We start from the raw sequence: 20,737 nt of genomic DNA, 5'->3' as shown, positions 1-20,737 counted from the left end.
CTTCATTTGCACTCCGGCATCAAAATGTCGGAAAAATGTCGGAGTAAGTATCGGAGAAAACGCTAAGAGTTAGGCAGCTTCAGAGTCAGTGAAGCACTCGTTTTTGTTATCCCTTCGATTCAACAGTAACGCGTATTTATCCTGCCGGACCAACCGTTGCAGACGTCTCAATGGTTCATTCAAGTCACCACAGATGACGTAATGCATGTCAGTTAAGCCAGTGACGAGTACGCAGGCCGGTGCGTGTTATTGAAAAGGGCACCTTTGCCAGAGGCGCTGGCGCGTCTGCTGCGGCAAAAGGGCTATTCGCAGCGCTGAGGCTTTTACGTTGGGCCAGGAGCCTCGCGCATGGATGCGCGAGGCAGTTCGGGGTCGGCCAGGGAAGGCCGATCCGCGAACGGTCCGTTGGCACAACGTGGAAGCCGAAGGCACCGCGCTAGCGGCGCGAGGACGGCCCGTGACGCAGCAGATGTGTCAGAGCCCGCAACAGATTTAAAGCAAAATGCTTTCTTATCAGCAAGGATTACGCCATAAACGGCGACCCTACGCCAACACCCCGTTATCCTGCCGACTCGCATCCACCAGCATCTGCGTATACGCCACCTGCGCGCGGTTATGCACCAGCGCATCGACATCCAGCGTCTCCAGCACTTTGCCGTGTTGCATCACCGCCACGCGATGGCACAGATGCGCCACCACGCCGAGATCGTGCGTCACCATCAAATAGGTCAGCTTCTCCTGCTGCTGCAAATCGCTGAGTAGATTGAGGATCTCCGCTTGCACCGAAACATCCAGCGCCGAGGTCGGTTCATCCAGCAGCAGCACGCGCGGTTCGAGGATCAGCGCGCGAGCAATGGCTACGCGCTGGCGCTGACCACCGGACAGCTGATGCGGATAGCGGGTTTGCCAGGCGCGATTGAGTCCAACCTTCTCCAGCATGGCGATGACGCGCTGCTGGCGCTGGCCGATGCAGTGAATCTGCAGCGGCTCCTCAAGAATATCGCCGATGGTGTGGCGCGGATGCAGCGATCCGTACGGATCCTGAAACACCATCTGCACGCTGCGGCAGCGCTCGCGCGCGATACGATGCTCCAGCGGCACGCCATCAATCGCCAGCTCACCGTGCCAATGGGTAAACAGCCCGGCGAGGCACTTCAATACCGTGGTTTTGCCCGATCCGGATTCGCCAACCAGGCCAAAAATTTCACCCTCGCGAATCGACAAATTGACGTCGAACAGCACCTGATTACGCCGCTCCTCCTCACCAAAACTGAGGTTGAGATTACTTACGCGGATCATCTCGTTCATCATTGCTCCTTAGGGTTGCAGCCAGCTGGCCTGACGTTGCAGCACCGGCAGACGGGCGCGACGCTGGTCCATATCGGGCAGCGCGGCGAGTAGGCCCTGCGTATAGGGATGCTGCGCCTGATCGAGTTCGCTGGCAGCCAGCGACTCCACCACGCGCCCGGCATACATCACCAGCACGCGGTCACAGAAACGCCGCACCAGATTGATGTCGTGACTGATAAAAATCAGCCCCAGACCGCGCTGTTTCACCAAATCGTCCAGCAGCGCCAGCACCTGCAAACGCACCGAAACGTCCAGCGCCGAAGTGGGTTCGTCGGCAATCAGCAGTTCGGGATCGGTAATCAGCATCATTGCGATCATCACGCGCTGGCCCTGACCACCGGAAATCTCGTGCGGATAACATTGATAGATGCGGCCCGGATCGCGCACCTGCACCACGTCGAGCATCTCCATTGCGCGCTGCCGCGCAACGTCGCGCTGGCCGGGATGATGACTGCGCCACGCTTCAGCTATCTGCTCGCCCACGCGCACCACCGGATTCAGCGAGTATTTCGGGTCCTGCATAATCATGGAGATGCGCTTGCCGCGAATGGCGCGCATCTGTGCCGGCGTGGCACGCAGCAGGTCCACGTCACCAAACTGCATGCGCTGCGCCGTGACCTGCGCGCTGCGCGGATGCAGCTGTAACAGCGCGCGGCCAACGGTGGATTTGCCGGAACCGGATTCGCCCACAATCGCCAGTTTCTCCTTGCCCAACTGGAAGGAGATGCCGCGTACGGCGGGCGTCACCAGGCGACCATTGACGAAATTGACCTGTAAATCCTGCACGTCGAGCAACGGTGCAGCGCTATTCGCTGCGGGGATCGAGGATGTCACGTAAGCCATCTCCTAAAAAGTTGAACGCTAAGCTGTTGATCAGAATCGCCAGACCTGGCACCGTCACCACCCACCAACACTCCAGCATGTATGTGCGGCCGCTGGCGATCATCGCACCCCATTCCGGATCCGGCGGCTGCGCGCCCAAACCGAGAAAACCGAGTCCGGCAGCGGTGAGAATGATGCCCGCCATATTCATGGTGATGCGGATAATCACCGACGGCAGGCACAGCGGCACAATGTGTTTCCACAAAATGCGCAATGACGAGGCGCCCTGTAAGCGCACCGCGGAGACAAAATCGGCCTGACGCAGCGACAGTGCTTCAGCGCGCGCCAGTCGCGCAATCGGCGGCCAGGCGGTGAGCGTAATGGCGATCACCACATGCTCCAGCCCCGGACCGAGCGCGGCGACAAACGCCAGCGCCAGCACCAGGCTAGGGAAGGAGATGAAGATGTCGGTGACGCGCATCAACACGCTATCCACTTTGCCGCCGAAGTAACCGGCGGTGACGCCGAGCAGCAAGCCCAGCGGACCCACGGTGATCGACACCAGCAGCACGATATACAGCGTGATGCGCGCGCCCCACACCAGACGGCTGAAGATGTCGCGGCCAAACTCATCGGTGCCAAACCAGTGCTGCGCGTTGGGCGGCGTCAGCGCATTGTTGAGGTCCTGAATCAGCGGATGGTAGGGCGCGATCCAGGGTGCGAACAGCGCCACCACCAGCAGTAGCAAAATGATGCCGCCGCCAATCGCGGTTAGCGGGTTGCGCGCCATTTGCCAGAGAAAATGGCCGATGCGCGCGCCGGTGCGGCGACAGCGCGCCAGCCGTTCGCGCGTCTGGCTGGCTAACGGCGTATCGAGAGAAATCGTCATACTTTGGTCCTCGGATCGAACACCTGATAGAGCAGGTCAGAGAGAAGATTGAGCAGCACGAATATCAGGCCGACCACCAGCACGCAGCCCATCACCGCATTCATATCGCCGAGCATCAAACTGCCGGTGAGATAGGACCCAAAACCGGGCCATGAGAACACGGTTTCAATCAGCACCGCGCCTTCCAGCAGCGAGCCGTACGCCAGCGCCACCACCGTCAGCAGCTGCACCAGAATATTGCGGAACGCGTGCTGCCAAATCACCTGCCATTCGCTGAGACCTTTCACCCGCGCCGTCAAAATGAACTCCTGCGACAGCTGCGCCAGCATAAAGCTGCGCGTCATGCGGCTGATGTAGGCCAGCGAGTGAAAACCGAGCAGCGATGCGGGCAGAATCAGATGATTGAGTGCATTGCTGAACACCGTAAAGTTGCCCACCAGCAAGGCGTCGATCAGCAGAAAACCGGTGCGACGCGGCACAATGCCATCGAGACTGAAATCAACACGGCCCGCGCCGCCAACCCAGCCGAGATGGGCATAAAACAGCAACAGGCCGACCATACCCACCCAGAAGATCGGCGTGGAGTAGCCGGCGAGGCTGATGATGCGTACCAGATAGTCAATCACGCTGTTGCGGCGTGCGGCGGCCCACACGCCCAGCGGGATGCCGAGGCCGGTACCAATCACAATCGCCAGCGTCGCCAGTTCTACCGTGGCCGGGAAGACGCGCAGGATATCGTTGATCACCGGCTGCCCGGTCATCAGCGCCAGCCCGAGGTTGCCGTGCAGCAGGCCTTGCAGATAGATACCAAACTGCACCCACAGCGGTTTATCGAAGCCGAGCTGGTGATAAACCTGCTGATAAGTATTGTGATCGGCATCCGGCCCGACAATCGCCAGCACCGGATCGAGCGGCATCACACGACCAATAAAAAAGGTCAGCAGCAGCAGGCCAAACAGCGTGATCGCCACCTGAACGGTGCGGCTACGCAGGCGTCGCCAGTGGCTTTTTGTCAGCTTCATTGCGCACCTCCCGCCAGGCTGTCTGGCGTTTTCCATACGTCACGCAGGAAAGTGGTGGCCGATGGATGCGGCACGTAATCCTGCACCCGATTATTCACCACCACCGAATCGGTCATTTGCGAGATTGGCATCAGTGCCGGAATCAGCTGGTCGTAGCGCTGCTGGATAGCAAAATAATCCTGCTGCTGCTGTTTTACATCGCGCTGCAGCAGCGCTTTATCGATCATGCTGTTCAGCTGCGCGTCATAAAAACCGGTGCGCCAGCCCTGAAAATTGGTGAGGCGCGCGCTGTCGGCGTTGTTGGGGTTGTACACCAGCGCGCGCAGGCTGGAGTGCGGATGCGGCTCCACGCCGCTGCCGCCGCGCCCGACCAGCAGATTGAACTGACGATCGCGCATCGCACCGTAGATCTGGTTACCGGTGCCGGTAATGATTTTGGCGCGAATGCCGCCCTGCATCAGCGTGGACTGAATCGCGATGGCGACATTGAGGAACGGCTGATCGGCCAGCACGCGCAGCGTGGTATCAAACCCGTTGGGATAACCGGCGGCGGCCAGCAAGGCTTTGGCGCGCGGCACATCCAGCTTGTAGCCAGGATCGGGCAGCGTTGCCGGCATGCCGGCTTGAATTGGCCGCTGATGCAGCGTGCCGTAACCGGCCATCAGAGTTTTGTTAATCCCCTGATAATCCACCAGATAACGCAGCGCTTCGCGTACCTGCGGATGGGCGAAGTGATCGTCCTTCATGCTCATCGCCAGGTAATAAATCGTGCCTTTTTGTACCGCGTCGATGGTGAGATCGGGATCGTGGCGCAGCGCTTTTACATCGGGGATCGCCATGTTGCTGGCAACATCGAGATCGCCTTTCTCCATCATCAGCCGCAAGGTTTGCGACTCCTGCAGATGACGGAACACCACGCGCGTCAGCTTCGGTGCACCGCGCCAGTAGTGGGCATCGCGGCTGATGCGCAGCACATCTTTGGCCTGCCACACATCCAGGCGGAACGGCCCGGAACCCGCTTCGTGAGTGGTGAGCCAGCGATTGCCCCAATCGTTATTCACCGCCTGCGCCTGCACGGTTTTGCTGTCGAGCACCACCATGCTGCCGAGCGCCGCCAGCGAGTAGAGCACCAGCTTGGGATCGTTAGGCTTGGGCAGGCGAATCTCCACCGTGCGCGCATCCGGCGCGCTGATCATCTGATCCACGTTCTCTTTGCTGAAGCCGTAAGACTTCCATACTGAGGCCTGCGCCAGATTAAGGTGCAGCACGCGACGCATCGACCAGATCACATCGGCGCTGCTCAACGGGTTACCGGAGTGGAAGGTGACATTGTCACGCAGGTGAAAGGTGAGTTGACGATTGTCGGGGCTGATCTCCCAACGCTCCGCCAGCGCGGGACGCACGTTGGTGAGCTGTTGCGGATCTAATTCGACTAAACCGTCATAAAGATTGACGACAATGCCGACCACTTCGTTGCCGGTCATGGCGGCGGGATCGAGTGTGAGCAGGTTATTCATGTTCATGCCCACAATCAGCTGGTCGTCTGGCGTGGCCGCCAGCAGCGACGGGCTACAGGTGAGCAGCAGCAGCGCGGCGCACCACGCTCTGCAGGGGTTCATCAGGTTCATAAGCAAAGTCCAGCAGGTCAGAGGTTTATAGTTTTTTGCCGTACTGCTTGTGTTGGGCGCTTACCAGCGATTTAACGTGTGCGTCTCAATCCACGCGAAATTGATGTCCTCCCCAAGTCCGGGACGCGTTGGCAGATGGACAAAACCCTCTGCGTCCATGGGATCGACCAGCGAGTTGAGATAAGCCGGCGGCTGTTCGTAATCGAGGAACGGATGCAGCAGACCGCGTTCGTACCAGCGGCAGTTGCGGATAGCACCGACCACCGCGATGCTGGCGGCGCCGTTGCCGTGTACTTCGCAATCCATACCAAAGGCTTCGGCCAGGCTGGCGACCTTCATGGTGGCGGAGATGCCGCCGACGCCGTTAGCACCGGCGCGCAGAATGTCGCAGGCACCGGCGCGCACCCAATCGGCGCGGCTGTGGTGTTTGCCGCCGAGACTTTCCGGGCCGAGCACGTCAATGCTGAGGTTTTCCGCCAGCCACGCGTACGACGCCATGCTTTCCTCTTCCATCGGCTCTTCGAACCAGGCGAAATTGAGTTTTTCCAGCGCTTTACCGATGGTGAGCGCTTCGCTGCGGCTGTACCAGTGATAGCCGTCGAGCATCAGGGCGATGTCCGGGCCGACCGCTTCGCGCACAGCGGCGCAGGCTTTGATGTCCATTTGGGTGCTTGGCGCGAAAGAAACCGGCGGCATCCAGGTGTGCAGTTTGATGGCCTGATAACCGCGCGCGACCAGTTTTTCGGCAAACTGCGCGTATTCATCGGGCGTGGATAAACCGCCTTCCAGCTCATCGCCGCACATGGTGCTGCCGTAAGCGGGAATTTTCTCGCGATAACCGCCAAGCAGTTTGTGGACCGGTTGTTTGAGCTTGCGACCAATCAAATCCCACAGCGCCTGTTCCACCGCCGATAACGCACGTTCGGTGAGCTGATGGGCGCTACCGCGCTGCCAGTGCACCAGATCCTGCCACAGACGCTCGCGATCAAAGGCATTTTGCCCAATCAGCACTTTGCGGAAGAAGGCGTTCACCACATGCGGCCGAATCACTTCGGCGGGGGCAAACGCGTAGCCGCAATCGCCATCTTCGCTGGCGATCGTTAGCAGCGCCATTTGGGCATCGGTCTCTGCGCCGGGATGCGAATGTCCGGCGCTGTCAGAGACGCGTCGCGTGGGGTAGCTAAACAGGGTGACATCAATGGCACTGATCTTCACGGTAACTCCTCCTTCAACTCAGTGGCTTGCCCAAATTAGGCATTAACATAAAAATAAAACATCGTTTCATTTTGTAATTTAGCGTTCACATTTTGTTTACGCATTAGCCAAAGCGCGGGATAGCGCGGCGATTAATTGGGCATTTGCCCGGTAAGCTGTGAGGTTTTTCACGAATGAAGGGCATTTTGTGAGCGATTGCACAGTGGGAAAAAGCGCGGGGAATGTAAAAAAATGTGTCTCCAGGGCTTTTCATTTCCTGTCTGCCAGGTAATAGTGACGCCGCGAAATTTAAATAATAATCATTATCATTCTAGGTGTATTAAATGAAATCATGGCTGATAGCACTGGGATTACTGGCGGTGACGGGTCACGTTGCGGCGAAAACCATTACCGATGTGGCTGGACGACAGGTCGAGGTCAAGGAGGAGTCTAAACGCATCATTCTCGGCGAAGGGCGTCAGATGTATTTGCTGGCGGCGTTTGACACCGCTGCGCCGTTCCAGCGCGTGGTGGGCTGGCGTGACGATTTCCATAAAGCCGACTACGACGGCTATATGGCGTACGAAAAGAAATATCCGCAGATCAAAAAGCTGCCGACCTTTGGTGGCGCGAAAGATGGCACCTTTAACGTCGAGCAGGCGCTGACGCTGAAGCCCGATTTGGTGCTGATGAACCTCGAATCCAAAGCCGCGACCGACGAAGGCAAGCTGATCGAGAAGTTACAAGCGGTGGGCGTGCCGGTGGTGTTTATCGACTTCCGCGAGAAGCCGATGGAACATGCTGAGCAAAGCATCCGCATCATGGGCGAGCTGGTTAACAATCCGCAGCGCGCCGAAGAGATCGTGGCGTTCCGCCGTGCGCAAATCGAAAAGGTAACCGATCGCCTGAAAAACTTTAACGGCACGCGCCCGAAAGTGATGATTGATCGTGCTGGCGGCTATACCGATGAGTGCTGCATGTCGTTTGGTAACGAGAACTTTGGTCAGATGGTGGAACTGGCGGGCGGCAGCAACATTGCCAAAGCGTTGATTCCGGGCACCTTCGGCACACTCAATCCCGAGCAGATCATCGCCAGCCGTCCCGATGTGGTGGTGGTGACAGGCGCGAACTGGAAAAACTACAACACCGTGGGTAAATGGGTTGGCGTGGGGCCCGGTGCGGATGTGAAAGAAGCGACGGCGCGTTTACGCCTGCTAATGATGCGTGATGCCTTCAAAACACTGCCGGTGGCGCACAACGGTAACGCGCATGCCATCTGGCATCAGTTCTACGACAGCCCGTATCAGTTTGTCGCGATTCAGGCGCTGGCGAAGTGGCTGCATCCTGAACTGTTTGCCGATCTCGATCCGGACGCCACGTTCCGTGAGTTCCACGAAAAATTCTTGCCCTTGCCGTATCAACCGGGTTATTGGGTAAGCCTGCCGGCAGATAAGTCTTAAGTTAGAGTGTGTTAGATAAGTGTTAAACGTTACTGTTTATCTTTACTAATATTTCACAGGTGGCTGCACGTTGTTTTATAAAAGCGAAACGCGTGCACCATCTGACAATAATACGGTAAGGGAGAGAGTAATGTTTCATACCTCAGGAAGATCGGTGTTCGGTGTGACGTTGTATACGCTGCTGGAACCGTTGCCGCTGGGCTTTTTTGTCGCCGCCTGGTTTTTCGATATCCTCTATTTGCAAACCTTCGTCATCATGTGGACCAAATCCGCCAGTTGGCTGATCACTATCGGTCTGGTGCTGGCCATCCTGCCACGTTTAATCAGTTTGGTTTATTTATTCCGTGGCGCGCGGCCGACCGAGAAAACCCATTTCTGGCTGTCGCTGCTGGCGATCGTGCTGGCGGTGGTGAACGCCTTTATTCACAGTCGTGATGCTTACGCGGTGGTGCCACTGGGCATCACGCTGTCGACGCTGGTGGTGGCGCTGCTGCTCATTGCCAACGTGCAACTGGTGTTGCGCGAACGTCGCACGCAAGGAGGTCGCGTATGAAACACTTACTCAGTGCGGTAGCCATCGCGATGCTGCTCAGCGCCTGTGACGACGGGGCGCTGATCGATCCTCAAAAGCAAATCGGTGCGAATCCTGAACTGCCGCAGGCGCAAAACTTCTTTATGCCGCCGATGCAGGTGCCGGAAGGCACGCCGTGGAAAGCCGGTGAAATGCCGAAAGTGGCAGACGGGTTAAAGATCGAAAAGATCGCCGACAATCTGCAGCATCCGCGTCAGGTGCTGGTGCTGCCGAACAATGATGTGCTGGTGGCGGAATCCAATGGCACACCGAAACCGACTACCGCACCGAAGCAGCTGATTATGGGCATTGTGCAGAAAGCCTCTGGCAAGGGCGGCGAGGGCGGTAATCGCATTACCTTGCTGCGTAATGTTAACGGCAAATGGGAGCAACATCGCTTTATCGACAACCTGACGGCGCCGTTTGGTATGCAGCTGGTGGGCAACACGCTGTATGTGGCGAACGCCGATAGCCTGGTGAAATTCCCGTATGAAACCGGGCAAACCGAGATCCGCACCCCGCCGGTGGAAGTGACCGAGCTGCCGGGCGGGCCAATTAATCATCACTGGACCAAATCGCTGCTCGCCAGCCCCGACGGCAGCAAGCTGTACGTTGGCGTAGGTTCGAACAGTAACGTGACGGAAAACGGCATTGGCGAGGAGTATCGCCGTGCGGCGGTGCTGGAAGTGGATGCGGCCAGCGGTGCCAGCCGGATTTATGCCAGCGGCCTGCGCAATCCCACCGGATTGCAGTGGGAGCCGCAGAGCGGCAAGCTGTGGGCGATTGTGAATGAACGCGACGAGATCGGTTCTGATTTAGTGCCGGATTACATGACGTCGGTGCAGGACAAAGGCTTTTACGGCTGGCCGTACAGCTATTATGGCCAGCACGTGGATGAGCGCGCGCAGCCGCAGAGGCCGGATCTGGTAGAGAAGGCGATTAAACCGGATTACGCCCTGAGTTCGCACGTCGCACCGCTCGGTCTGTTGTTCTACGGCGCGGATAATATGCCGCAGTATCGCGGCGGGGCGTTTATCAGCGAACACGGCAGCTGGAACCGCACGCCGCTCAACGGCTATCAGGTGGTGTGGGTGAAATTCGAGAACGGAAAACCGGTGGGACGACCGCAGCCGGTGGTGACCGGTTTCCTCACCGACGATCAGAAGCAGGTGCGCGGTTTGCCGGTCGGTTTAGCCACCGATCAGCAGGGCGGCGTATTAATTGCCGATGATGCGGGAAATACCATTTGGCGTATCAGTTCCGCCAGATAATTAATCGCAGGTAATAAAAAAGGATTTGGCATTAAGCCAAATCCTTTTTTTTATGTTCGCTAACCGGCTGGTAACCGCGCCGCGAACGGGGTGCTCAGCACTCCTCACAACAGCGATAATAAAATGTGCGGCGAGATATTTCAAGTTTTGCCATAATACTGTATGGTTATACAGGTGTTGAGTGACGAGCGAAGCCTCATTGTTTTTCTGATGACTCCAGGGGCGCGGATAGTTAAATCCCGGCAGGTTTCAGGTGGTGCTGGCCTGTGGCTTTTACAATGAGAGCCGCTCAGCACTCCTCACAATTGTGCTTAGGCGGTCGGCGGGTGGAGTCAAAGCCCCGGCAGCTGAAAGGCGCGCTCCTCTCAGAGGAGAAGGAAAGTGATGGAACTTGTTCGATTGCTGCTGGACATCGTCCGCATCATTCTTCAAATCATCGTTGCCCTTTTGCAACTGACCGGTCAGGCACACTGACTGGAACTTGAGACAAGGCGGAGCTCACCCCTCCGCCTTTTTTCGCGTGGATCAAAATCCGCTGCGCTAAAAACGCGACTATCCTCATCTCATTCTGTAATGCGAGGAAGTGCATCATGGCAATCACGTTCGGGCCGATTACCGCGCCGATGACGTTCAGCGACGTTGAACCGGTTTTTCTCACCGATGATACGCTTGTGCAGCGCAAGAACGCGCTGCTGGCGGGCATGCAGCGCGAGGGTTTTGACTGGCTGGTGATCTATGCCGACAAGGAACACGGCGGCAATTTCGAATATCTGAGCGGATTTATCCCGCGTTTTGAAGAGGGATTGCTGCTACTGAATCACACCGGAGCTTGCACGCTGGTGCTGGGCAACGAAAACCTGAAAATGGCGTGCTTCTCACGCACAGCGGCCGCGCTGCTGCACACGCCGTACTTCTCACTTCCCAATCAGCCCATGGACAATGAAGTGCCGCTGGAAAGTCTCTTCAAAGATGCTGGCTTAGCGAACGGCCATAAAGTCGGGCTGGTGGGCTGGAAGATGTTTACGCCCGCCGCCGGCAATGGGCGTGCGATGTTTGATCTGCCGTACTTTATTGTCGATGCCATTCAGCGCACGCTCAGCGATGACGGCATGTTAGAAAATGCCATCCACTTGTTTATTGGCGATAACGGCGTGCGCACCACCTGCAATGCCAATGAAATCGCCCATTACGAATATGGCGCAAACCTCGCGTCAAAGTGCATGCTGGAGGCGCTGAATGCCATCGAGGTGGGCGTGCGTGAAACAGAATTGGGCGCGTTACTGCACGCCGAAGGGCAATGCAACACGGTGGTGACCATCGCCGCGACCGGCAGCCGTTTCGACAAGGCGAATTTCTATCCGACTTACAAAAAAGTGCAGCGCGGCGATCCGCTCTCGCTAACCACCGCCTTCAAAGGCGGACTCTCCAGCCGCAGCGGCTTCGTCATCGCCGATCACAGCGAGCTGCCGCCAGGCCAGCAAGATTATCTGGATCGCATCGCCAAACCCTATTTCTCGGCGGTGGTGGCGTGGCTGGAAAACATTCGCTGCGGCATGAGCGGTGGCGAGCTGTATCAGCTTATCGAGCAGGTTTTGCCAAAAGCCCGTTTTGGCTGGCACCTCAATCCGGGACATCTGGTGGCGGATGAAGAGTGGATGTCGTCGCCGATTTATCACCATTCAACCGAACGGCTGAAAAGCGGCATGTTGCTGCAAATTGATATCATCCCGTCGGTGCCGGGTTATAACGGTGCCAGCGCCGAAGAGTGCGTGGTGCTTGCCGATGCGGCGCTGCAAAGCGATATCCGCAACCATTATCCGGCGTTGTGGCAGCGCATCGAAACCCGCCGCCGTTATCTGCGGGAAACCATCGGCATTCAGCTCAGCGATGAAATCTTGCCGCTGTCGAATAGCGTGGCGTATTTAAGGCCGTTCTTTTTGGCGAAGGATTTGGCGTTGAGCGTGGTGAGTTGATGTTATTAGCTGAGGTCGCCATGAATGGCGACCCTACAAAATCGTGCTATATCGTCGTAGGGTCGCCATTTATGGTGACCAAAGTATTACGTCATAGATGCTAAACTTTCAGCCCTTGTATTTAATCGCTTCAATCAATTTCTCAAACGCGGCGGTGTGCTGTTTGCGGCTCGGATAATAGAGATAATATCCGCTAAACGGTTCGCTCCAGTCTTCAAGCAGGCATTGCAGTTCGCCGGTGGCGATGTGCTGTTTAACGGTATCCTCGGGTACATGGGCAATACCCATGCCGGACAGTACCGCATCAATACGCGAAGCCAGATTATTAAATATCAGCTGCCCTTCAACTTTAACGCGAATATCTTTGCCATCTTTGCTGAACTCCCAGCTATATAATCCTCCCAGCGTAGGAAGGCGCATATTAATGCAGTTGTGATTCTGCAATTCGTAGGGCGTGGTGGGAATGCCGTGTTTTTGCAAATAGTCAGGCGATGCAACTGTCACCATTTTCCAGTCAGGGCCGATTCTCACCGCCACCATATCTTTCTCAATGCTCTCGCCGAGTCGCACGCCGGCATCGAAACGCCCGCTGACGATATCCGTTAAGGTGTTATCAACAGAGAGCTCTACATTCACTTCCGGATAGGCTTGCAGAAACGGTTTGAGCAGCGGCCACAACGTCGAAGACAGCGCATGTTCGCCCGCGGTAATACGAATATTCCCCGACGGCTTGCCCTGATTATCGGCTAGTTGCAGCAGGGCTTTTTCAATGTCAGCCATCATCGGTGCCACGCTCTGAATCAGGTTTTCACCTGCTTCGGTTGGCGCGACACTGCGCGTGGTGCGCGTTAATAAACGCGTGTTTAATCGCTCTTCAAGACCGCGAATCGAGTGGCTTAGCGCCGATTGCGACACGCCTAATTTGGCCGCAGCGCGCGTGAAGCTGCATTCGCGCGCCACCATCACTAAATAGATCAGGTCGTTGAAGTTTTCCCGCAGCATGTGGTTGACCTTATTACTGTCGTGGCGTCAAAAGAGGAAACGCAAATTAGTTAGGCGGATTATGAGTGGCGTACAGCGGCCAGGATTCAAACAGATAACCATCGAAATCAATATCATCAACGTCTGAGAACTCCAGCAGCCGCTGTTTCACGTTTTCCAGGTGTTGCCACATCGCCAGTTTGGCGGCGCGTGCGTCTTTCTTGATCAGCGTCGCGAGGATCTTTTTGTGATCGTCGAGCCACTGTTTGCGGTAATCGTTGTTGACCAGATGACGATGCAGCTGGCTCCACATCACGTTATCTTCGCGCCACTGCCAGGATTGCTTAAATAGCTCAACCAGCATGCTGTTATGCGTGGCTTCGGCAATCGCCAGGTGGAAATTGCGATCGCCGTTTTCACTTTGGTTGACCGCACCGGAAGCCAGCTCTTTCTCTTCCAGCTCCAGCGCCTGGCGCATCTTCATGATGTCTTCACGCGTGGCTTGCAGCGCGGCGAACTCGGCGATATTGCTTTCCAGCAGCTGACGCGCCTGCAACATTTCAAAGGGGCCGGCATCGTTGCTGGCTTTATGAAGCGAAACGGGTTGCTGGGGCGAATCGTGAATCACATAGATGCCCGCACCACGCCGCACCTCGATTAATCCTTCTAGCTCCAGCATGATCAGCGCTTCTCGCACCAGCGTACGCGTCACATCCAGCAGCGCGGCGAGTTCGCGCTCCGGCGGCAGCCGTTCGCCCACCGCATACTGTTTCTGCGTGATCATCTGGCGGAGCATTTCCCCGACTTCCTGATAAGGGCGCTGTGCTGAAGTTTGAGTTTTCATCGTGCTCTTTTCTGTGTGTTAAAGGATTCACAACCTCTGATACAGCCTCACTCAGAGACGCGCACTATAGCATAGCGAATAAGAATCGGCCTGGTCACGGCGTGCCGTGACCAGGCCTAACTCACCTGGCGTTCAGCGCGAAATAGCGTTCGGCATTGTTGAAGCAAATGTCGCGCAGCATGCTGCCGAGCATCGGCTCATCGTGCGGCACAATGCCGTCTTTCACCCACTGCGCCAGCAGATTGCACAGAATACGGCGGAAGTATTCGTGGCGCGTATAGGAGAGGAAGCTGCGTGAATCGGTCAGCATGCCGACAAACTGGCTGAGTAAGCCGATTTGCGACAGTTGCTCCAGCTGACGCAGCATGCCATCGCGCTGATCGTTGAACCACCAGCCAGAACCGAACTGCACCTTGCCAGCAATGCCCGCGCCCTGGAAGTTGCCCGCCATGGTGGCCAGCACTTCGTTATCGCGCGGATTGAGGCAATAAAGAATGGTTTTCGGCAGCTGATCGTTGAGGTCCATCGCATCCAGCAGGCGCGCCAGCGGCCAGGCAATATTGTTATCTCCAATCGAATCAAAGCCGCTGTCTGGCCCGAGCTGGCTGAACATGCGCGTGCTGTTGTTACGTATCGCGCCGATGTGCAGCTGCATTACCCAGCCGCGCCGCGCATATTCGCTGCCGAGCCACACCAACACCGCGCTGCTGAACTGGGCGATTTCCAATTCATCCAGCACATCGCCACGGCGACGTTTCGCCAAAATAGTATCGAGCAGGCTGTCGTCCGGCACCGGCGCAAAGCGCAGGATTTCGATACCGTGATCCGATGCGCGACAACCGTGGGCGGAGAAGTGGTCAAGACGCCGCAAAAGCGCGCGGCGTAACGCATCAAAGCTGTCGATGCCGACATCGGCGGCGGCTTCCAGACGACCAAGATAGTCGACAAAACCCTCCAGCTCGATTTTGAAGACTTTGTCCGGACGCCAGCTCGGCGCAACGTCAATATCAAAGCTGCGGTCATCGGCGATTTGGCGGTGATAGAGCAGCGAATCAACCGGATCGTCGGTGGTGCCCACCATGCGCACCTTCATCTGGCGCATGATGCCGCGCGCAGAAAATTCCGGCGTCGCCAGTTGTTCCGTGCAGCGCTGCCAGATCGCAGGCGCGGTGTCCGGGCCAAACAGCGTATCGGTGATGCCAAACGGGCGACGCAGTTCAAGGTGTGTCCAGTGATAGAGCGGGTTGCCGAGGGTTTTTGGCACCGTTTGCGCCCAGGCGAGATACTTGTCGTAGTCGCTGGTGTTCTTGCCGGTGATCAACGACTCATCGACGCCCGCGGCACGCAGCGCGCGCCATTTGTAGTGATCGCCTTCCAGCCAGATTTGGCCAAGGTTGGCGAAGCGACGATCTTCAGCAATCTCCTGCGGATTGAGGTGACAGTGATAATCGTAGATCGGCATATCCGCAGCGAAGTCGTGATATAAGCGCCGCGCGACGTCGCTCTGCAGCAGAAAATCTTCATCCATAAAGCGCATTATTGGGCGTCCTGAGCAAAATAGGCGCGGTGGATCGCCAGTTCGACGCCGCGAATTTCAGCCAATCCTTTCAGACGACCAATCGCCGAGTAGCCGGGATTGGTTTTCTTCTTCAGATCATCCAGCATCTGGTGGCCGTGGTCGGGACGCATCGGAATCAAATCCGGCTGTCCTGCGGCTTTGCGTCGCTGCTCCTCTTCGGCAATCGCCTTGATTACCGCAAACATATCGACATCGCCAGCCAAATGTGCGGCTTCATGGAAGCTGTTGGGGTTCTCTTCCCGTTTGGTGGAACGCAGATGCGCGAAGTAGATGCGCGGGCCGAAGCGCTTAACCATGCCGGCTAAATCATTCTCTGCCAGCACGCCGTACGAGCCGGTACACATGGTGAAACCGTTGGCGGGGCTGCTGACGGTATCGATCATCCATTGCAGATCGTCGGCGTTGGAAACGATGCGCGGTAAGCCGAGAATCGGGCGCGGCGGATCGTCCGGATGTACCGCCATGCGTACGCCCACTTCTTCCGCAACCGCGACAATGGCGCGCAGGAAGGTGGCAAAATTCTCACGCAGCTCGGCCTTACCGATACCTTCATAACGCGCCAGCTGGGCGCGGAATTGATCCAGCGTGTAGCCTTCCTCCGCACCCGGCAAACCGGCGATGATGTTGCGCATCAGGCGGTTACGGTGCTCTTCACTCATCGTTGCAAAGCGTTCAGCAGCCTCGGCGATCTCTTGCGTACTGTAATCCTGCTCCGCGCCGGGACGCTGCAGAATGTGCAGTTCAAACACCGCGAACTCAATCTGATCAAAACGCAGGGCTTTCGCGCCATCCGGCAGCAGATATTCGAGATCGGTGCGCGTCCAGTCGAGGATAGGCATGAAGTTGTAGCACACGGTTTTAATGCCGCACTGCGCCAGGTTGCGCAGCGACTGCTGATAATTGCTGATCCAGTGCTGGCAGCGGCCGCTGCCGGTTTTAATCTCTTCATGAATCGGCACGCTCTCCACCACCGACCACACCAAACCGGCGGCTTCCACCAGCGCCTTGCGCTGCATGATTTCGTCGACTGACCACACTTCGCCATTAGGGATGTGGTGCAGTGCGGTGACGATGCCGGTTGCGCCCGCCTGGCGCGCATCGGACAGAGAGACAGGATCGTTGGGGCCGTACCAGCGCCAGGTCTGCTTCATGTTGTTACCTCACTCACTATTGGTTGACCAATATTCTTTATTAGCGCGCTACATCAGATAATAACTACGCGATTCCGGATTAAAACTCTGCTCTTTACGGGGTTAAGTCAACCTGGTAAGTGATTTTGGTTAACCAGATCACATTTGCGACATCAATCTGGCGACCACTTTTCGCAACTGTGGTTCACTCCTGGCGGATGGTTAGAAATGACTCACTAACGGAGAATCAGATGAACCGCAGTTTAAACCCAGGGATAACCGCCGCAGGCACCAAACGCACCTTGCGCAATCTGCGCTGGTGGGTATTGGTGCTGTTCTTAGCAGGCGTTACGGTCAACTACATCACCCGTAACTCGTTGGGCTTGCTGGCACCGGAGCTCAAAACCAGTCTTAACATCACCACCGAACAATATTCCTGGATCGTCGGCGCATTCCAGCTGGCGTATACCTTCTTTCAACCCATTTGCGGCTGGCTGATCGACGTTATTGGCCTGAAAGTCGGCTTCCTGATCTGCGCCACCATTTGGGCCGTCGCCTGTTTGTTCCACGCTGGCGCGGCCAGTTGGGTGCATCTGGCTATCCTGCGTTTTGTCATGGGCGGTGCAGAAGCAGCAGCCACGCCCGCTAACGCCAAAGTGATTGGCGAATGGTTCCCGAAAAAAGAGCGTCCTATCGCCGCCGGATGGGCGGGGGTGGGTTTCTCGCTTGGCGCGATGCTGGCACCGCCGATTATCTACTTTGCGCACGCTTCCTTTGGCTGGCAGGGCGCGTTCCTGTTCACCGGCTGCCTGGCGTTGGGTTGGGTGGTGCTGTGGTGGTGGTTCTATCGCGATCCGGAGCAACATCCCAATCTGCAGGCCTCGGAACTGGAATTTATTCGTCAGGATAATGAACCGCCAGCAGTGAAACTGCCGTTCTTTACCGCGCTGAAAACCGTGTCGAAAAACAAACGTTTTTACGGCATCGCCATTCCCGCCTTTATGGCTGAACCTGCCTGGGGCGTGCTGAGCTTCTGGGTGCCGCTCTATCTGGCGAAAGAGCTGGGTATGGATCTGAAGCAGATTGCTATGTTCGCCTGGCTGCCGTTCCTCGCCGCCGATTTAGGCAGCGCGGCCAGCGGTTATCTGACGCGGCTCTACACCAAAATCTTTGGTTTTACCCAAGTCAATTCCGTGGTGGCGAGTTCGGTGACGGGCGCTTTCCTGATGCTGTCGCTGGCGCTGGTGGCGGTCACTAAAGATCCTTACGTAGCGATTGCGCTAATCTCGATTGGTGGTTTCGGCCATCAAATCATCTCCTGCATGCTGAGCGCGCTGGTGGTGGAGAAGTTTGATAAAGGCCAGATGGCCACCGTCAACGGCATGCGCGGCTCGTTTGCCTGGATCTCTAGCTTCCTGTTCTCACTGCTGATCGGCGTGACCGCCGACACCATTGGCTTTAATCCGCTGTTTGTCGCCATGGGCTTCTTCGACCTGATTGGCGCCGTATTCCTGATTGCTTTTATTGCTGAACGTCGCGCCCAGCGCGCATGAAAAAGTAGGTAACGATGAAAACGTTAAAAAATTGGTCATTAGCCGGTTCCGATGCACACCACGTGGCGTTAACCGTCGACGGCAAACACACGCTGTGTCTGTATGTGCTGGAAACGGGTATGTTCCGCGTGGTGATTAAACGTCAGGGCACGTATAGCCTTGATCGCACCTGGAGCATCGCGCCAGAAAGCGATGTGCCGTGGGAAGGGCGTCAGCGCGATAGCCTGGCCGGCTTCGCTTTGCCATCGTTCACGCTGGAAGAAGAGGGCGACACGCTGGTGGTGGCCACCGATAAACTGCGGGTAAGAGTCCATCAACCGCTGGCGCTGGAGTGGCAATATTGCGACAGCCACGGCACGTGGCAGCTGCTGACCTGCGACCGTCCAACCAGTGCTTATCAAATCAACGCGCACGGCGATGGCGTGGCGCACTATCAGTGCCGCATGAACGACGATCGTTATTATGGCTTGGGCGAGAAAAGTGGCGATTTGCAGCGTAACGGCCAGCGCTATGAGATGCGTAACCTTGATGCGATGGGCTACAACGCGGCCTCCACCGATCCGCTGTACAAGCATGTGCCGTTTACCATCACGCGTCGTACCGACGTTAGCTTTGGTCTCTATTACGATAACCTCAGCAGCAGCTGGTTTGATCTCGGTAATGAACTCGATAACTATCACAAACCGTATCGCCGCTGGCAGGCCGAAAGCGGTGATATCGACTATTACCTGTTTGTTGGTGACAAGGTGCTGGATGTCACCAAAGCCTTTGTGCGTCTGACCGGTAAAACGCTGTTCGGCCCAAAATGGAGCCTCGGCTACAGCGGTTCAACCATGCATTACACCGATGCGTCAGATGCGCAAAATCAGCTGATGAACTTCATCCGCCTGTGCGAAGAGCACGATATTCCGTGCGATTCATTCCAGCTTTCATCGGGCTACACCTCAATTAACAACAAGCGCTACGTGTTCAACTGGAACTACGACAAAGTGCCGCAGCCGGAAGTGATGAGCCAGGCATTTCACGACGCGGGCTTGCGCCTCGCCGCTAATATCAAACCGTGCCTGTTGCAGGATCATCCGCGTTATAACGAAGTGGCGGAACAAGGGCTGTTTATCCGCGACTCGGAAGAGGATGCGCCTGAGCGTTCGGTGTTCTGGGATGACGAAGGTTCACATCTCGATTTTACCCATCCGCAAGCCGTCGCCTGGTGGCAGGAAAACGTCACCAAACAGCTGCTGGAAAAGGGCATCGATTCCACCTGGAATGACAACAACGAATATGAAGTATGGGATGGCGAAGCGCGCTGCCACGGTTTCGGTACGCCAATTGCCATCAAACACATTCGCCCGGTGATGCCGCTGCTGATGATGCGCGCCTCAATGGAAGCGCAGCAGCGTTTCGCACCGGAAAAACGCCCGTTCCTGATTTCCCGTTCAGGCTGCGCCGGGATGCAACGTTATGTGCAAACCTGGAGCGGCGATAACCGCACCAACTGGACCACGCTGCGTTACAACATCCGCATGGGATTGGGCATGAGCCTGTCCGGTTTATACAACGTGGGACATGATGTCGGTGGTTTCTCCGGCGATAAGCCAGATGCAGAACTGTTTGTGCGCTGGGTACAAAACGGCGTGATGCATCCGCGTTTCACCATTCACTCGTGGAATGACGATCACACCGTCAATGAACCCTGGATGTATCCGGCGGCTACGCCTGCGATCCGCGCCGCGATTGAACTGCGTTATCGACTGCTGCCTTATCTCTATACGCTGCTGTGGCAGGCGCATGCTGACGATGAACCGATGCTGCGTCCGACTTTCCTCGATCATGAACAGGATGCGCAGACGTTCGCCGAGTGCGATGAGTTTATGCTGGGCCGCGATCTGCTGGTGGCCAGCGTGGTCGAACCCGGTCAGCGCGAGCGTCGCCTGTGGCTGCCCGATAACCAAACCGGCTGGTATGACTTTGCTACCCAGCAATGGTTCAGCGGCGGTCAATGGATCACGCTGGCGGCTCCGCTGGAAACCCAGCCGATGCTGGTGCGTGCCGGAGCGGCCTTACCGCTCAGCGATCGCCTGCGTCATGTTGATGCACAAGCTGACGATCGCCGCACCTTGCAGCTGTTCCCGCTGAAAGGCAAAGGGGTTAGCCAGGGTGTGCTGTTTGAGGATGATGGCGAAAGCTGGGCTTATCAGCAGGGCAACGCACTTTGGCTGAATTGGGAAATGCGCAGCGATGCTGAGGCGATTCACCTCAGCTTCCAGTGTAAAGGCAGCTTCCAGCCAGCCTGGCAGACGTTGAAAGTGATGCTGCCGCCGGGTGAACAGCGTCAGTTGTTTATTGATGGCGTGGCGGTCGATAAGGCGCAGGCAGAAGCAGTGTTGGCAGATATTGCAGCAGTGTAATGCTGGTGATGGGTCGCCATGAATGGCGACCCTACATCGATGTTGTATTCGTAGGGTGCGCA

At 56.8% G+C, this 20,737-nt stretch carries 16 protein-coding genes; 6 read left to right on the top strand and 10 right to left on the bottom strand.

The window, feature by feature from the left end:
* Positions 1–543: 543 nt before the first annotated feature.
* From K5Y30_RS02970 to K5Y30_RS02945, 6 genes are read right to left on the bottom strand one after another with little or no spacing between them, the layout of a single operon-like run.
* Positions 544–1,299 (bottom strand): ABC transporter ATP-binding protein, encoded by a 756-nt coding sequence (locus tag K5Y30_RS02970; RefSeq protein WP_222210904.1) that lies wholly within the window; start codon positions 1,297–1,299, stop codon positions 544–546.
* Positions 1,300–1,317: 18 nt separating this feature from the next.
* On the bottom strand, positions 1,318–2,184 hold the full coding sequence (locus K5Y30_RS02965) for an ABC transporter ATP-binding protein (RefSeq protein WP_222210465.1): 867 nt from the start codon (positions 2,182–2,184) through the stop codon (positions 1,318–1,320).
* Positions 2,156–3,061: an ABC transporter permease gene (locus K5Y30_RS02960; RefSeq protein WP_176972282.1), complete on the bottom strand. Its 906-nt coding sequence runs from the start codon at positions 3,059–3,061 to the stop codon at positions 2,156–2,158. The genes K5Y30_RS02965 and K5Y30_RS02960 overlap by 29 nt, the downstream gene beginning before the upstream one ends.
* Complete coding sequence (locus K5Y30_RS02955; RefSeq protein ID WP_222210464.1) at positions 3,058–4,083, bottom strand: ABC transporter permease; 1,026 nt, start codon at positions 4,081–4,083, stop codon at positions 3,058–3,060. Before K5Y30_RS02955 ends, K5Y30_RS02960 begins: the two co-directional genes overlap by 4 nt.
* Entirely contained in the window at positions 4,080–5,711 is a 1,632-nt protein-coding gene (locus K5Y30_RS02950; RefSeq protein WP_222210463.1) for an ABC transporter substrate-binding protein, read from the bottom strand. Before K5Y30_RS02950 ends, K5Y30_RS02955 begins: the two co-directional genes overlap by 4 nt.
* 60 nt (positions 5,712–5,771) lie before the next feature.
* Complete coding sequence (locus K5Y30_RS02945; protein ID WP_222210462.1) at positions 5,772–6,926, bottom strand: mandelate racemase family protein; 1,155 nt, start codon at positions 6,924–6,926, stop codon at positions 5,772–5,774.
* Positions 6,927–7,249: 323 nt separating this feature from the next.
* Here K5Y30_RS02945 and K5Y30_RS02940 point away from each other — a divergent pair, with 323 nt between their 5' ends.
* The 4 genes from K5Y30_RS02940 (at position 7,250) to K5Y30_RS02925 (ending at position 12,180) form a co-directional block, all read left to right on the top strand.
* Positions 7,250–8,365, top strand: a complete 1,116-nt coding sequence (locus K5Y30_RS02940) for an ABC transporter substrate-binding protein (protein WP_222210461.1) — start codon at positions 7,250–7,252, stop codon at positions 8,363–8,365.
* 130 nt (positions 8,366–8,495) lie between these two features.
* Positions 8,496–8,918 (top strand): DUF2231 domain-containing protein, encoded by a 423-nt coding sequence (locus K5Y30_RS02935; RefSeq protein WP_101764462.1) that lies wholly within the window; start codon positions 8,496–8,498, stop codon positions 8,916–8,918.
* Positions 8,915–10,207, top strand: a complete 1,293-nt coding sequence (locus K5Y30_RS02930; RefSeq protein WP_222210460.1) for a sorbosone dehydrogenase family protein — start codon at positions 8,915–8,917, stop codon at positions 10,205–10,207. The genes K5Y30_RS02935 and K5Y30_RS02930 overlap by 4 nt, the downstream gene beginning before the upstream one ends.
* Positions 10,208–10,797: 590 nt before the next feature.
* Complete coding sequence (locus K5Y30_RS02925) at positions 10,798–12,180, top strand: Xaa-Pro peptidase family protein (RefSeq protein ID WP_222210459.1); 1,383 nt, start codon at positions 10,798–10,800, stop codon at positions 12,178–12,180.
* Between the two features lie 108 nt (positions 12,181–12,288).
* Here K5Y30_RS02925 and K5Y30_RS02920 read toward each other — a convergent pair whose 3' ends face one another.
* The 4 genes from K5Y30_RS02920 to uxuA all read right to left on the bottom strand — a co-directional run bounded on the left by K5Y30_RS02920 (position 12,289) and on the right by uxuA (position 16,735).
* On the bottom strand, positions 12,289–13,182 hold the full coding sequence (locus tag K5Y30_RS02920) for a LysR family transcriptional regulator (RefSeq protein ID WP_008110036.1): 894 nt from the start codon (positions 13,180–13,182) through the stop codon (positions 12,289–12,291).
* A gap of 46 nt (positions 13,183–13,228) precedes the next feature.
* Entirely contained in the window at positions 13,229–14,005 is a 777-nt protein-coding gene (uxuR, locus tag K5Y30_RS02915; RefSeq protein WP_222181971.1) for a Uxu operon transcriptional regulator, read from the bottom strand.
* A gap of 121 nt (positions 14,006–14,126) precedes the next feature.
* Positions 14,127–15,545 (bottom strand): glucuronate isomerase, encoded by a 1,419-nt coding sequence (gene uxaC / locus K5Y30_RS02910; RefSeq protein WP_222210902.1) that lies wholly within the window; start codon positions 15,543–15,545, stop codon positions 14,127–14,129.
* Entirely contained in the window at positions 15,542–16,735 is a 1,194-nt protein-coding gene (gene uxuA, locus K5Y30_RS02905) for a mannonate dehydratase (RefSeq protein ID WP_222181973.1), read from the bottom strand. The genes uxaC and uxuA overlap by 4 nt, the downstream gene beginning before the upstream one ends.
* 230 nt (positions 16,736–16,965) lie before the next feature.
* On the opposite strand from uxuA, the gene K5Y30_RS02900 reads away from it, so the two are divergent.
* Entirely contained in the window at positions 16,966–18,267 is a 1,302-nt protein-coding gene (locus tag K5Y30_RS02900) for an MFS transporter (RefSeq protein ID WP_222181975.1), read from the top strand.
* A gap of 14 nt (positions 18,268–18,281) precedes the next feature.
* A complete protein-coding gene (locus K5Y30_RS02895) occupies positions 18,282–20,675 on the top strand; it encodes a TIM-barrel domain-containing protein (RefSeq protein ID WP_222210458.1) in 2,394 nt (797 codons plus the stop codon).
* Positions 20,676–20,737: the final 62 nt, after the last annotated feature.

This window comes from Pantoea sp. DY-5 (assembly GCF_019795955.1).
Lineage (GTDB): Bacteria > Pseudomonadota > Gammaproteobacteria > Enterobacterales > Enterobacteriaceae > Pantoea > Pantoea leporis.
This window is presented reverse-complemented; position numbering and strand designations above follow the sequence as displayed.

What these genes read in the sequence shown, in the direction of transcription:
- uxuA (WP_222181973.1), bottom strand. Translation starts at nt 16,735, where the DNA reads ATGAAGCAGACCTGGCGCTGGTACGGCCCCAACGATCCTGTCTCTCTG.
- uxuR (WP_222181971.1), bottom strand. Translation starts at nt 14,005, where the DNA reads ATGAAAACTCAAACTTCAGCACAGCGCCCTTATCAGGAAGTCGGGGAA.
- K5Y30_RS02955 (WP_222210464.1), bottom strand. Translation starts at nt 4,083, where the DNA reads ATGAAGCTGACAAAAAGCCACTGGCGACGCCTGCGTAGCCGCACCGTT.
- K5Y30_RS02900 (WP_222181975.1), top strand. Translation starts at nt 16,966, where the DNA reads ATGAACCGCAGTTTAAACCCAGGGATAACCGCCGCAGGCACCAAACGC.
- K5Y30_RS02940 (WP_222210461.1), top strand. Translation starts at nt 7,250, where the DNA reads ATGAAATCATGGCTGATAGCACTGGGATTACTGGCGGTGACGGGTCAC.
- K5Y30_RS02930 (WP_222210460.1), top strand. Translation starts at nt 8,915, where the DNA reads ATGAAACACTTACTCAGTGCGGTAGCCATCGCGATGCTGCTCAGCGCC.
- K5Y30_RS02970 (WP_222210904.1), bottom strand. Translation starts at nt 1,299, where the DNA reads ATGATCCGCGTAAGTAATCTCAACCTCAGTTTTGGTGAGGAGGAGCGG.
- K5Y30_RS02960 (WP_176972282.1), bottom strand. Translation starts at nt 3,061, where the DNA reads ATGACGATTTCTCTCGATACGCCGTTAGCCAGCCAGACGCGCGAACGG.
- K5Y30_RS02935 (WP_101764462.1), top strand. Translation starts at nt 8,496, where the DNA reads ATGTTTCATACCTCAGGAAGATCGGTGTTCGGTGTGACGTTGTATACG.
- K5Y30_RS02950 (WP_222210463.1), bottom strand. Translation starts at nt 5,711, where the DNA reads ATGAACCTGATGAACCCCTGCAGAGCGTGGTGCGCCGCGCTGCTGCTG.
- K5Y30_RS02920 (WP_008110036.1), bottom strand. Translation starts at nt 13,182, where the DNA reads ATGCTGCGGGAAAACTTCAACGACCTGATCTATTTAGTGATGGTGGCG.
- K5Y30_RS02925 (WP_222210459.1), top strand. Translation starts at nt 10,798, where the DNA reads ATGGCAATCACGTTCGGGCCGATTACCGCGCCGATGACGTTCAGCGAC.
- K5Y30_RS02895 (WP_222210458.1), top strand. Translation starts at nt 18,282, where the DNA reads ATGAAAACGTTAAAAAATTGGTCATTAGCCGGTTCCGATGCACACCAC.